The sequence below is a fragment of the Acinetobacter sp. Ag2 genome (genome assembly GCF_001005515.1).
In the GTDB taxonomy this organism is placed as follows: Bacteria; Pseudomonadota; Gammaproteobacteria; order Pseudomonadales; family Moraxellaceae; genus Acinetobacter; species Acinetobacter bereziniae.
On sequence record NZ_LBNA01000012.1, the window covers coordinates 1 to 12,835 of the forward strand.

Genomic DNA, 12,835 nt, shown 5'->3' on the forward strand with positions numbered 1-12,835 from the left:
TTAAAAATGGGAGTATTACCCAACCACAAATTTATCCTGAAACGTCAGTTATATTGATATGAAAAATGTCTTATTTTTAAGGGAACTGGCTTAAATGAAGGGACCGCTTGACATGACCCCGAAGTGAGCATGTTTATTTGAAATTCAATAGAAATTTTACATTCCATTTCAATCGTTTAATTTTAAAAATTTCATAATTAGATTTAACTACATAATGATCATAGATTTGATGCGAACCAAATACTACACAAATTTAACGAATTTCTATTAAATTTATAGAATGTCTTTCTAACACCGCTCAGATTATATGTTTAAAATACTCATAAAACTCTCAAGCGACATAAGGCGACGTTTTGTTTAAAAAAAAGCTGGCCTTTTGCATGCAAAAATGTAAAAATTACCCTTAGATCTTCAATGGTGCATTCAATATGGCTCTTAAAATAGCTTCGTTTTTCTCTGGTGCAGGTGGTTTAGACCTAGGCTTCAAACAAGCAGGTTTTGATATCATTTTTGCCAATGAATTTGATAAAGATATTTGGGCGACCTATGAACACAATCACCCTGAAACAACATTAGATAAACGCAGCATTACCTTAATTGATGAAGCCGAAGTTCCAGACTGTGATGGTATTATCGGCGGTCCACCATGCCAAAGCTGGAGCGAAGCAGGATCAAAAAGAGGGATTGAAGATAAAAGAGGACAGTTGTTTTTTGACTTTATCCGTATTCTAGAAGCTAAAAAACCAGCATTTTTCTTGGCTGAGAATGTCAGTGGAATGCTGGCACCTAGACATAAAGATGCGCTTGAAAACATCAAAAATACCTTTCTAAAAGCTGGCTATGACCTTCATTTTAAACTTCTAAATGCTGCAGACTTTGGGATTGCTCAAGATCGAAAACGAGTCATTTTCATTGGTTTTAGAACCGATTTAAATATTCAGTATTCATTCCCTGAAGAAACCAATGAAGTTCGTTGCTTAGAAGACATTATTCGAGATCTAGAATATAACGTTGTGCCAGCCCTGAATAAATCAAAACCGAATCCTGATGTTGCTATAGCAAATCATGAATACATGACTGGTGGCTTCTCATCAATGTATATGTCTAGAAACCGGGTCCGGGCCTGGAATGAACCATCATTTACAATCCAAGCTGGTGGTCGCCATGCCCCAATTCATCCTAGTTCCCCCAAAATGATAAAAGTAGATATAGATAAATTTATGTTTACTCATAGTGAAAATATATTGAGACGTCTGAGTGTTAGAGAATGTGCACGAATTCAAAGTTTCCCTGATAACTTTATTTTTAAATATTCTGATTTAAATCATGGGTATAAGATGATAGGGAACGCTGTTAATGTAGATTTCGCTAAAATTTTAGCTGAAAGTATTTCACAAGCACTCAACCTATCATATTCATCTAAATTTAATCTTCGTTCGGCTTAATAGCTTCGATATCAATATCGGAATAGCTATTAATCCCTAGCTGGACGAGGCATCTTTTAATAAATGGCATCATGTCTCGTTCCCCTTGATGAATTAATGGTTCATTAAAAATAATTTCTGGACTTAACCTATTATTTTTTATGGACCACTTAACAGCAATAGCCAAAGTCCTAGCACCATCTGCTTTATTCGCTTTATATCTAAAGTTATTAGCAGTAAAGGCTAAATAAATATCTCCGGCATCATAAGTATTTAGGTCTATTAAATCATTTAAGACATCTTGAGCGCTTGAGTATTTATCGACACTACCATTGATGAGGAATTCTGCAATACCTGAGTTTTTCTGAATTACATTATTAAAGATGACTGCATCTTTTTTTTCTAGAACTTGATTTTCTCCTTTAAAAATGATTTTCACAATTTCATTATTTGATAGATTTAGAGGTGAACTTAAAGTTCTTTCTTTATTAGTGACTTCTAACTTCCACCCTAATGTAAAATTGGCATCTACCTCACCTGAATTTGATTTTAAGAATGCTAATTCATTCTTTTTATTATAAAAATTATCTTCTATAAGACCAATGCTTTCAATTAAAATCTGTTTCCAATCTTGTCCTAATAAATCCTCAGCAACAGGCGCTGTTAACTTATTAGCCAAAAACTCTGCATCGTCTTTTTTAACTGAAATTTTAATTTCAGCAGATGTCCCCTCATATATATTATTTAATAATACATAAACATCGGTTTTACATTCACCTCCACCTCTTTGAGGGTAAGGCTTACATGCTGCAACCCTATCATAACTTTTACCATTCCAATGAATTAAATCATCAAAACTATTAAATAAGTCAACAATATAATCTTCTAACTCTCTATATGCTTTTCTCATGATAATACCCTCAAAAAAATCGAGGGTATTATGATGGATAACATATTAATATTTAATCTTTTTATTAAATAATTTGATTTTTATTTAACATAAAATCTCTTATACGAAGGCTATATATCCCTTTGAATTATAGGTCTTACCTCGTTCCTGCTATCTTAAATACTTTCAACATATACTGTAACAAGGTTTTTAAAATTTAATTCTTGTCTATCTCCTCCCCGTCACAAATCACAACAACCTATTTTGCTGTTAAAAATCACCTGCTACACTCATACCTATAAACCTCATTAAAACAGTCTGGTCATGATCGAAATCCACTCCAAACTCCCTACTCAAGGCGTCACCATTTTCAGTATCATGACCGCAATGGCACAACGACTCAATGCGCTAAACTTATCACAAGGCTTTCCTGACTTTGATGCACCGCCTGCATTACTACAGGCGCTGAGCCAAGCTACATTAGATGGTTTTAACCAATACGCAGCGGGTGATGGCTTACTGCAGCTTAGACAACAACTGGCTCAACTGTTTTTAAAACGAGATCAATTACAACTTGATCCACTTACAGAAATTACCATTACACCGGGCGCAACGATTGGGATTTTCAGTGTCATACAGGCCATCATCCACCAAGACGATGAAGTGATTATTTTTGATCCAAGTTATGACAGTTATGCACCTAGCGTGCAGTTGGTCGGAGGTAAAGCGGTTCATATTCCACTCAACGCACCTGAGTTTTCTGTAGATTGGGATCAAGTCAAATCTGCAATCACAGATAAAACCCGAATGGTCATCGTAAATACCCCACACAATCCAACAGGGGCGATTTGGTCTAAACAAGACTGGCTGAATTTAATTGAACTGATTCAAGATAAAAATATCATCGTGCTTTCAGATGAAGTTTATGAACACCTGATTTTTGACGGCGAAAAACATTATTCAGCGTTGTCGTTTCCTGCGCTTAGAGATCGTAGTTTTGTGGTGGGTTCTTTTGGAAAAACCTTTCATGTGACGGGTTGGAAAACCGGTTATTGCATTGCCTCGCCTGAGCTGATGAAGATGTTTCGTCAAATTTATCAATTTGCCAACTTCTGTGGTGTCACACCTGTACAAATGGCACTTGCCAATTTTATGCAACAGCACCCTGAACATATCGATGGCTTAGCCAGTTTTTATCAACAAAAGCGCGATCTATTTAATTCAGGTATTCAAGATTCAAAATTTAGCTTTATTCCATCCAAAGGAACGTTTTTCCAAAATGTTGACTACAGCCAAATTCGTCCAGATTTAAATGATGTCGAGATGTGTAAATTCCTTGCAGAAGAACACAAAATCGTGGCAATTCCAGTCTCTGTTTTTTATCAGAAAGCCCCTGAAAACTTACGTTTAATTCGTTTTTGTTTTGCCAAAAAAGATCAAACTTTAGTACAGGCATGTGAAATTTTAAATCGAATTTAAACCGAATAAATTCTCAATTTTCATAAAATAAAGCTTGAGTTACTCAAATACTCAGGCTTTTTACTGAGTAGTTGTATATTATCAATAAGATAAAGATACTCGAAAATAGACAGTAGAAAAAAAGATGCCAGCTCGTCCCGACATGCTCCACCAACCCAAATTCTGGAAGGTTTTTTTAATCTTCTTGGGTCCATTGATCTTAACCAATATCTTGCAAAATCTGTCGGGGACAATTAACACTATTTTTGTCGGGCAAATGCTGGGTGTTGAAGCAATTGCTGCGATTTCAGTCTTTTTTCCGATCCTATTTTTATTGCTGGCTTTTGTGATTGGTCTCTCGACAGGGGCAACTGTGTTGGTGGGACAAGCTTGGGGCGCCAAAAATATTGAAAAAGTGCGTACCATTGTTGGCGCATTGTTATTTATGACTTTGATTGGCGGAACCATTATTGCCTTTTTAGGCGTGCTTTTCGCGAAGCAGATTTTATTGCTGTTGGGAATCGACCCGAAAATCATGCATCTTGCACTGCCTTATGTGCAATGGATGTTAATGAGTAGCCCATTTTTGTTTATCTATATCACCTATACCTCCATTTTGCGTGGGGTCGGAGACAGCACTACACCTCTTATGGCTTCCAGCCTCACCATTATTGTCGGTGTGATCGTGACTCCTGTATTGATTGGGGGTTATTTGGGTATGCCAAAACTAGGAATTATTGCCCCAGCGATTGCCAGTGGTTTAGGTTTTATTTCTACCCTCGCGTTTCTGATTGTCTATTTAAATAAAAAAGACCATGCTTTGAAGCCCGATGTGGCATTAATCGAACATGTGCGCTTTCACCCGCAGTTTAGTCGCAGTATTTTACGTTTAGGCATACCGACAGGTATTCAAATGGTCACCAACTCTGTTGCAGGTTTGGTGGTGATCGGACTGGTCAACCAACATGGTGCACATGCCACAGCCGCCTATGGTGCAGTCAACCAAGTGCTCAACTATATTCAATTTCCTGCCTTATCCATTGCGATTGCAGGCTCAATCTTTGCAGCACAAGCCATTGGTGCAGGCAAATCCGAATTGCTGGCAAAAGTAACCCGTACAGCGCTGGTCAGCAATATTGCGATTACAGGTTCATTGGTACTGTTGGCCTATATTTGTTCAAAATATTTGATGGCGTTGTTTATTACCGATCCATCCGTGATTGAACTGGGTCAGCAATTGTTATTTATTGTGTTGTGGTCGATTATATTTTTTGGTGCAAGTGCCATTTTTGCCTCCATCATGCGTGCCAGTGGTACGGTCACTGTGCCGATGATTTTTAACATTTTATCGATCTTGCTGATCGAAGTGCCTTGTGCTTATTTATTTAGTCAGTGGTTTGGCTTACAAGGCATCTGGTATGCACTTGCGCTAACCTTTTTCAGCCTCTGTGTAATGCAAGGTCTGTATTATCAATTCGTTTGGAAAAAGAAAACCATCGAAATTTTGATTTAAATGCATCAGCCCTGTGCTCATGCATTTAAATCAGCCATGATGATCTCACCCCAAAATGATTTTAATCTTCTTGATGAAGCTTGATCACTTTCAGTTCCGACTGTGCTAAGCGTTTGGTTTTATTGCGTGCAAAGACTTGTTGCGTTGCAGGATCATTTGGATCAAAGACTAAGGCTTGCGGTAAAATTTTCTGATCATTGAGATAGCTTTCAGCAAACAAGATTAAAATTTTGCCATTTTCCAGCAGTTCGATGTGCTGAGGTTTGCTCGGCAGTTTAAATGCTACTTTTTGGCGATTTTCTTGAGTTTGGTCAACAAGATTCAGCAGATAAATATCTAAGTCTTGCTGATCTAAGGCACTATTTAATGAATTAAATCGATTAAAGTTTGCCTTCTCAGCATAATAAAAATATTGATCCGCTAAATATCCCATCATCACTGGTATGCTTCTGGTATAGACATCTCGAAACGTATAGCGATTGTCTTCTTGCTCATCTTGATCTTGAGAGGGTGCATCCTGCACATTGATCACACTGACCAAATCTGCAATCCGTTGGTCATAAATTCCGATCTGATTTTCCGAGTCTTGATAAAACTCCACCACTGAACGATAGTCATCGACTGTATAGAGCACTTTTTGTGGTACATCAAAATTCAGTTCAAAAAAGCTTAAATCGGCAGTATTCATATAGATAAAAGGACGATTTGCCCAATCACCTAAAATACGAATACTTTTTTGGTCTGGTTCAAATACCATATCGATTTCACGACAAAAGTGTTCCTGATAATTTGCTGGCAATGCGGCTGTAGTGATTTTGCCTGATTTCAACTGGATGCGTGAAATACTGTTCCCTACACCATTGTAAACATATAAATTTTCACCCTGTTGATCCAATAATAGTTTGCGTGGATAACGTTCAACTTTAAACTTTTGCAATATCTGCTTGGTCTTTAAATCAATTGCAAAAACTTGGTCATAATCTAAAGATGCTACATAGATAATTTGACCATCGTGGCTTAACACCACATCGGTTGCCCCCACACCACGGCACATATTGTGCATACAACCACTTTCATCATCAGCTAAAGCATATTGGTAAAGCAGTTCCTCTTTGAATGAAACAAGATTAAATCGATAGACTGCATTTTTCTCTGTTTCGGTATAGTAAAGATCATCCCCATATCGACGAAAATCTCCCATTGCATTCATATTGGGTAAAGTAACAGTTTGCTGTGGGACAGCTTCCAAAAAGACCTGACTTTTATAAAATTGTTGAATCTTGGTCTTTTGTTCCTGACAATCCCGAATATATTGCTGTTGGGTTTTTCCTAAGTAACCTGCAATCTCATCCCTTTCTTCACCATTCCATAAATAATCACAATATTGACTAGAATCCTGTAAAGCTCCGACCTGATCTGGCGCTTCAGATGACGCTATATCTGGACTTTGTTCTTGAGCAATCGCCGCCATGATCACATTTACTTTTTTTAGGTTCTGCTCAGATTGCGCAGCATGTTGGTATTTTTTAGCATAGACTGGATGCGCTTCAGCATCATAGGAATCTAATACACTATAGGTCGCCTTAAATGCATCGTAGCCTTGCAGTTGGGCAGATAAATAATGCCCAATCAATGCCACTTTTCGATTCAACACATCGATATTTTTCTGATGCTGTTTTTTTACGCGTTTTGACACAATCTTTGCAAATTCATCTACTCGATCTTGGTACTGATCGATCATTTGGGCGAGTAAAACGAGTTGTTTTTTCTCTGCGTTCTGAACATCATTCATGTTACGTAATGCCGAACGATAGGCACTGCCTTGTTCCTCGTCCAGCAATGGATAAGGCTGATCAAATTTAATCTGATCGACAACGGTACGGTTAAACTCAACCACGGGTTTTAAGTGATTTTGAATCTGATCAAGCGACTGATAAATACGGGTTAAATCTGCATATAACATCGCATCCAGCTTAGAAAGCTCAGGATCGATTTTACGCAATTGCTCTTGTTGAATTGAGCTTTGATATAAATCTAAATATTGTATAGAGCGATCAAAATATGCTGACCAAAATTTTCTATATTGATAATCTGCTAAGAACGTTGAATATAACTGATCCCCTTCGTCCTCTTTGATATATTGTGGATAGAGTCGCTCCACTTCTGCTCTATAAAGCGCTCTATCGTCTGCTGGATCAGGGCTTGAATGCTCTGATACACCTGCAACACTGTCTAAAATACTGGCATTCTCTTGATCAGTAGACGCATAGGCTAAATGTGATGCAAATAAAATCATACCTATACTGAGGCTTAAAATGGCTTTTTTCATAAAATGCTCAATTCAAATTATCTTTATAATAAAAATAAAAAATTTAATATTTTCTGAGTCAGTCTAACAAATTATTTTATCAATCCCAATCTGTAGATGATCGGTACAGTAAAAGTATGAAGATTTTTTTATCAATCAAGGAACTTGAAACATTTCCTGAGAAAGTAAAAAGCCGCCAAATTTGACGGCTTTTTATAGAAAGGTTTATTTTGGTTCTAATTTTTTACTAAATTTGGTCGCAAAACCTGTCAATTTTTGATAACCCGTTGGTAAGATCCGTTGAATCAAATCTAACGTTTTTGCATCATTACCAATCAATAAACGACGTTTATCTTTGAGCACCGCATCAAGCATTTGTTGAGCAGCGTCTTCTGGAGGCATACGCAATAATTTATTAAATGCTTTTGCTGACTTATCAGGATTCATGCCCAAAGAACGTAAACTGTCATTCATACGTGCATCATTGGCAATGTTGGTACGAATACCACCCGGATGTACACATAATGCAGATACACCACAGTTTTCGATATCTAATTCTTGACGTAAAGATTCAGTAAAACCACGTACCGCAAATTTTGATGCATTATAAGCAGATTGCGTCGGCTGAGCCGTTAGACCAAATAAGCTTGAAATATTGATAATATGACCATCACCTGTTTTCTTGATATATGGTAGAAACTCTTTGGTTCCGTATACCACACCCCAGAAATTGATATTCATAATCCATTCAAGCTCTTCATAGGTCGCGCCTTCTACCGTCGAGCCTAAAGCAACACCAGCATTATTGAAAATCATGTTTACAGAGCCATGATTTTGTACGGTTTCAGCAGCCCATGTACGCATTTCTTCGACATTTGCCACATTCACTTTCTTAGAAGTAACACGAACATTATAAGGCTTAACCAATTCGATCGTTTCTGCTAAACCTTTTTCATTCACATCACTGATTGATAAATGACAGCCTGCTTTTGCCAGTAAAATCGCAAGCTGTTGTCCCATACCAGAGCCAGCACCTGTAATTGCAGCGACTTTGTTTTTAAAATTTTTCATTGTCTATCCTTTATTAAAATCCGCACACAATAATACTGATAATGTGCAGCTCACCTGCTCAATATAATTTTGACAATAACTATTGTCAATATTATATTGTGAATGAGCAGTTGTTTTTTTATACAAAAAATCTTAAATAGGTTTCAATGACTTTTATTGCTAAAATAACCACTTCTTTGTGACAATCGAACATGACACGAGTAATTTTTTACAATGACTGAATCTCGCTTAACTGAAAAGAAAACCATAAATAAAACCACAAAAGAACGCCAATTCAAAGGCATGTCCTTGTCTGAAAGAAAGCTCGCCCGTCGCGAAAAATTGATTGAAGCAGGCATCGCGGCATATGGAACACATGGTTTCTTTTCCGTGACTGTTAAAGATATTTGTAATGAAGCAAAACTTACTGAACGCTACTTCTATGAGTCATTTAAAAAGAGTGAGGAACTGTTTCAAGTTATTTTTTTACAATTGATTGAACAGTTACAACAAACCGTGATGCAAGGCGTGATGCAAGGTGCGCCAGAGCCTAAAAACATGATCAAAGGCGGTTTGACAGCGATTTTTACCATGTTGAAAAATGACCCACGTGTTGCTCGTATTATTTATATCGATGCCATGCTGGTTCAAGAATTACATAATCATGCAACTATTCACGAAACTATGGGACGTTTTGATCGCTTAATTCACTCTTTTGTGACGCTGATGATGCCGCATATTGAACGAAGTGAACAGGAAATTTCGCTGGTTGCGACTGGTCTAAATGGTTATGTTACACAAATTGCTGTGCGTTGGGTGATGGGTGGTTTTAAACAGTCCTTAGATGAAATTGTTTCAGCATGTGAAGTGGTCTTTGTGTCATTGATTAATACCTTTGCTCCTCAGCCATAGACTGATTTGAGTAGTGTGAAGTAAGTATAATAGTGTCATCAAACTGTCATATTTGCATTTTTAGTCACCAATTTGATGCTCTTTTTAAGCTGAAGCTACAAAGATTATTTAAAAATGTCATCTAATTTTCATCACATCGCCCATTTTTTGTCACATTTTTTTGCAAAAATTCGTCTACATCTTGTTTTTGCAATGATACTGTCATAATTAATCTTTGTAATAAGCCTGTCATAAATAAAAGACGGTACACCGTTCATACATAGGATATTGCGTTGTGAAAGATGACTATATATTAATCGTCGATGACGAGCTTCCGATTCGAGAAATGATCCATACCTCACTGGATATGGCAGGTTTTCAATGCCTGCAAGCTGAAGATGCAAAACAAGCACATCAAATGATCGTAGACCAACGACCATCATTAATCTTACTCGATTGGATGATGCCCGGTGGTGTAAGTGGCGTAGATTTGTGTCGCCGCTTAAAACGAGATGAAAATCTAGCAGAAATTCCAGTGATTATGTTAACTGCACGTGGCGAAGAAGACCATAAAGTTCAAGGTCTTGATGCAGGTGCGGATGACTACATGACCAAACCATTTTCAACACGGGAATTAGTTTCTCGTATCAAAGCTGTACTTCGTCGTGCCAATGCATTGAGTGGTGAAAAAACCATTGATGCGAACGGCTTAGTGCTTGATCCTGTCAGCCAACGAGTAAGTTTTGGTGACAGTATTTTAGATATGGGACCAACAGAATACCGTTTGTTGGCTTTCTTTATGACCCATCCAGAACGTGCTTATACACGTGCCCAATTACTTGACCAAGTTTGGGGTGGAAATGTTTATATTGAAGACCGTACCATCGATGTGCATATCCGTCGCTTACGCAAAGTACTTGAACCTTATGGCGCAGATCGCTATGTCCAAACTGTTCGTGGAACAGGTTATCGCTTCTCTACGCGCGCAGATGTCGCTATAGGTTAAGCACTGTTAAGGTAAATAAATTTCTATGTATGAACCCTATCCCGTCCCAGATCTTGCACGTGAACATAAAAAGTTTCGCTACAGCAGTTTATGGGAGTTTGCAAAACAAGACTTACGCCTGTTGGCTTTTTTATTGGTGATTGGCGGATTTATTGGTTTAGGGATCGGTTATTTTTGGATTTGTATTTCCATCGGTTTTGCCGTTTTTTTTATATTTCAATTGCGCTCTTTGTATTTGGTCAATGAATGGATTTCCAATCGTCCTTATGATTCTCCGCCAAATCTCGAAGGTATTTGGGGAGCGCTTCTATTTAATGTCTATCGTGCACAGCGCCAAGAACGCGTTGTTCAAGCTGAAATGGTTGGCTTGATTGATCGTGCACAATCCTCCTTAGTGGCTTTGGCTGAAGCTGTCGTTTTAACAGATGAACTTCATCAAATCGAATGGTGGAATCCTGCTGCGGAAAAACTTTTAGGTATTCAACCTTTAGATCGTGGTCGTAATATTTTAACCATTATCCGCCAGCCGAGTTTTATTGAATACTTTAATAATATTGACCAATCACCTGATGGTATAAAAATAAAGTCTTCGGTCTATGAAGAACATTATGTACAAATCAAACTGACTCGCTTTGGTAGTGAAAGTCGCTTGTTGGTCGCTTATGATGTAACCCGTGTGCATAATCTTGAGCAGATGCGTAAAGACTTTGTCGATAACATCTCACATGAGCTTCGTACCCCCTTGACTGTACTCAGTGGGTATATTGAAACTTTTACCGACCAAGAAGACCTAAATCCTCGTTGGAAACGCGCCTTTGAACAGATGCAGTCACAAACGCGACGTATGAATGCTTTGGTGAATGATTTATTGTTACTTTCGCGATTAGAAGGCAATAAACAGGTCGCGAAAAATCAAATTATTGATATGCCCAATTTAATGAATCAGCTTTTTGATGATGCGCAAGCCTATAACGTCGATTATGGACATACTTTAAATCTGGATATTGACAGTCATTGTGACCTGATTGGTTCAGATGCAGAACTCGCCAGTGCTTTCAGTAACTTAATCACCAATGCCATTAAATACACACCTAAAGGCGGTACTGTGACGATTGGTTGGCATGATGACACTGAACATGGTTATTTTACAGTTGAAGACACAGGCATTGGGATTGATCCCAAACATATTCCACGTCTAACTGAACGTTTTTATCGTGTAGACAGTGCGAGAAGCCGACAAACAGGTGGAACAGGTCTAGGTTTAGCGATTGTAAAGCATGTTTTAATGCAACATAATGCTTATCTTGAAATTGATTCTAAAGAAAACCAAGGTTCAGTTTTTAGAGTGGTGTTCCCGAAAGAGCGCCTTGATTTTGCAGGCTGATTTTTGATTAATCCAAATGAAATTATTTTTAGATTGTGAATTTAATGGTTTTGGTGGTGAACTGATTTCATTGGCATTGGTCGATGAACAGCATCAATCTTTTTATGAAGTTTTAGAATGCCCAAACCCTGTACCTTGGGTAAACGATCATGTGATACCACGTTTAAACCAACCACCCATTCAATTCAAAAAATTTCAAAGTCGTTTGCAGATTTTTCTATTTCAATATGATCAGATCGAAATCATTGCAGATTGGCCTGAAGATTTCGCTTTATTTATGCGGAGTTTAGTGCTTTCAGCAGGAAAATGTATACGAACACCACCACTTTCCATGCAACTTTGGATGCAAGATCCGATCGAAACTCATGTACCTTCTCAAAACCCACACAACGCTTTAGCAGATGCACAGGCTTTAAAACTGTCTTATTTAAAAGCACATGGGTTTTGATTTATTCTAAAAACTAAAACAAGTTTTATATGAGACCAATCAATATTATTCACTTAACGTGAGTTCGACATAATTTAAATAATGTGAGTTCGATGCAATCATACATCAACACATTGAAAAATAATAAGTATTTACAGATTCTTGCTGGGTTTCCATCCATTTTTTGGATCAGCCTGCGCCTCGCCATGTTTAGCAGGGGTATATGAACAAGAATGTGTTTAAACAAAAAAGGGGGGAGAAAAGTGACAAAAATCTTTCGTTGAGCGAGGGGTACATCCTTTACCCCCGCTCAACATGGCGACATCCATGTCGCCTCACGATAGCAAGACCATCAATGATTCAAAAAGTACAAAATAAATGAATCATCCAAATCACTTGTATGAATAACTAGGCGGTTTGACTGTATCATCTTTCATCAAGGATTTTTATCGAACTCAGGTTAAATAAATGCTAAGTTTTTAAAA

The 12,835-nt window shown here is 37.6% G+C and carries 10 protein-coding genes; 7 read left to right on the forward strand and 3 right to left on the reverse strand.

What is annotated here, in order from left to right:
- The first annotated feature begins 428 nt into the window (after nucleotides 1-428).
- Nucleotides 429-1,445, forward strand: a complete 1,017-nt coding sequence (locus AAV97_RS00225; protein ID WP_046759481.1) for a DNA cytosine methyltransferase — start codon at nucleotides 429-431, stop codon at nucleotides 1,443-1,445.
- Here the strand turns inward: AAV97_RS00225 and AAV97_RS00230 are convergent.
- Entirely contained in the window at nucleotides 1,426-2,334 is a 909-nt protein-coding gene (locus tag AAV97_RS00230) for a hypothetical protein (protein WP_046759482.1), read from the reverse strand. The genes AAV97_RS00225 and AAV97_RS00230 overlap by 20 nt on opposite strands.
- Nucleotides 2,335-2,637: 303 nt before the next feature.
- Here AAV97_RS00230 and AAV97_RS00235 point away from each other — a divergent pair, with 303 nt between their 5' ends.
- The gene (locus tag AAV97_RS00235; RefSeq protein WP_046759483.1) at nucleotides 2,638-3,792 is read left to right on the forward strand and encodes a methionine aminotransferase; all 1,155 of its coding nucleotides are present in this window, start codon (nucleotides 2,638-2,640) and stop codon (nucleotides 3,790-3,792) included.
- A gap of 124 nt (nucleotides 3,793-3,916) precedes the next feature.
- A complete protein-coding gene (locus AAV97_RS00240; protein ID WP_046759484.1) occupies nucleotides 3,917-5,284 on the forward strand; it encodes an MATE family efflux transporter in 1,368 nt (455 codons plus the stop codon).
- A gap of 61 nt (nucleotides 5,285-5,345) precedes the next feature.
- Here the strand turns inward: AAV97_RS00240 and AAV97_RS00245 are convergent, their stop codons facing one another.
- Both AAV97_RS00245 and AAV97_RS00250 read right to left on the reverse strand, forming a co-directional pair.
- Nucleotides 5,346-7,613, reverse strand: a complete 2,268-nt coding sequence (locus tag AAV97_RS00245) for a YncE family protein (protein ID WP_046759485.1) — start codon at nucleotides 7,611-7,613, stop codon at nucleotides 5,346-5,348.
- A gap of 204 nt (nucleotides 7,614-7,817) precedes the next feature.
- Nucleotides 7,818-8,663 (reverse strand): SDR family NAD(P)-dependent oxidoreductase, encoded by an 846-nt coding sequence (locus AAV97_RS00250; RefSeq protein WP_004825964.1) that lies wholly within the window; start codon nucleotides 8,661-8,663, stop codon nucleotides 7,818-7,820.
- 213 nt (nucleotides 8,664-8,876) lie between these two features.
- On the opposite strand from AAV97_RS00250, the gene AAV97_RS00255 reads away from it, so the two are divergent.
- The 4 genes from AAV97_RS00255 (at nucleotide 8,877) to AAV97_RS00270 (ending at nucleotide 12,371) form a co-directional block, all read left to right on the forward strand.
- Nucleotides 8,877-9,554 carry a TetR/AcrR family transcriptional regulator gene (locus AAV97_RS00255; protein ID WP_005035061.1) on the forward strand — a complete coding sequence of 226 codons (678 nt, stop codon included), beginning with the start codon at nucleotides 8,877-8,879 and terminating at the stop codon, nucleotides 9,552-9,554.
- 274 nt (nucleotides 9,555-9,828) lie between these two features.
- Nucleotides 9,829-10,539 carry a phosphate regulon transcriptional regulator PhoB gene (phoB, locus tag AAV97_RS00260; RefSeq protein ID WP_004825961.1) on the forward strand — a complete coding sequence of 237 codons (711 nt, stop codon included), beginning with the start codon at nucleotides 9,829-9,831 and terminating at the stop codon, nucleotides 10,537-10,539.
- A 25-nt stretch (nucleotides 10,540-10,564) separates the two neighbouring features.
- Nucleotides 10,565-11,923 (forward strand): phosphate regulon sensor histidine kinase PhoR, encoded by a 1,359-nt coding sequence (gene phoR, locus AAV97_RS00265; protein WP_004825958.1) that lies wholly within the window; start codon nucleotides 10,565-10,567, stop codon nucleotides 11,921-11,923.
- A gap of 16 nt (nucleotides 11,924-11,939) precedes the next feature.
- Nucleotides 11,940-12,371, forward strand: coding sequence for a hypothetical protein (locus AAV97_RS00270; protein WP_004825956.1), 432 nt, complete (start codon nucleotides 11,940-11,942; stop codon nucleotides 12,369-12,371).
- The last annotated feature ends 464 nt before the right edge of the window (nucleotides 12,372-12,835 follow it).

Coding starts and splice junctions, on each gene's coding strand:
- AAV97_RS00230 (WP_046759482.1), bottom strand. CDS start 2,334: ATGAGAAAAGCATATAGAGAGTTAGAAGATTATATTGTTGACTTATTT.
- AAV97_RS00235 (WP_046759483.1), top strand. CDS start 2,638: ATGATCGAAATCCACTCCAAACTCCCTACTCAAGGCGTCACCATTTTC.
- phoR (WP_004825958.1), top strand. CDS start 10,565: ATGTATGAACCCTATCCCGTCCCAGATCTTGCACGTGAACATAAAAAG.
- AAV97_RS00245 (WP_046759485.1), bottom strand. CDS start 7,613: ATGAAAAAAGCCATTTTAAGCCTCAGTATAGGTATGATTTTATTTGCA.
- AAV97_RS00225 (WP_046759481.1), top strand. CDS start 429: ATGGCTCTTAAAATAGCTTCGTTTTTCTCTGGTGCAGGTGGTTTAGAC.
- AAV97_RS00250 (WP_004825964.1), bottom strand. CDS start 8,663: ATGAAAAATTTTAAAAACAAAGTCGCTGCAATTACAGGTGCTGGCTCT.
- AAV97_RS00270 (WP_004825956.1), top strand. CDS start 11,940: ATGAAATTATTTTTAGATTGTGAATTTAATGGTTTTGGTGGTGAACTG.
- AAV97_RS00255 (WP_005035061.1), top strand. CDS start 8,877: ATGACTGAATCTCGCTTAACTGAAAAGAAAACCATAAATAAAACCACA.
- AAV97_RS00240 (WP_046759484.1), top strand. CDS start 3,917: ATGCCAGCTCGTCCCGACATGCTCCACCAACCCAAATTCTGGAAGGTT.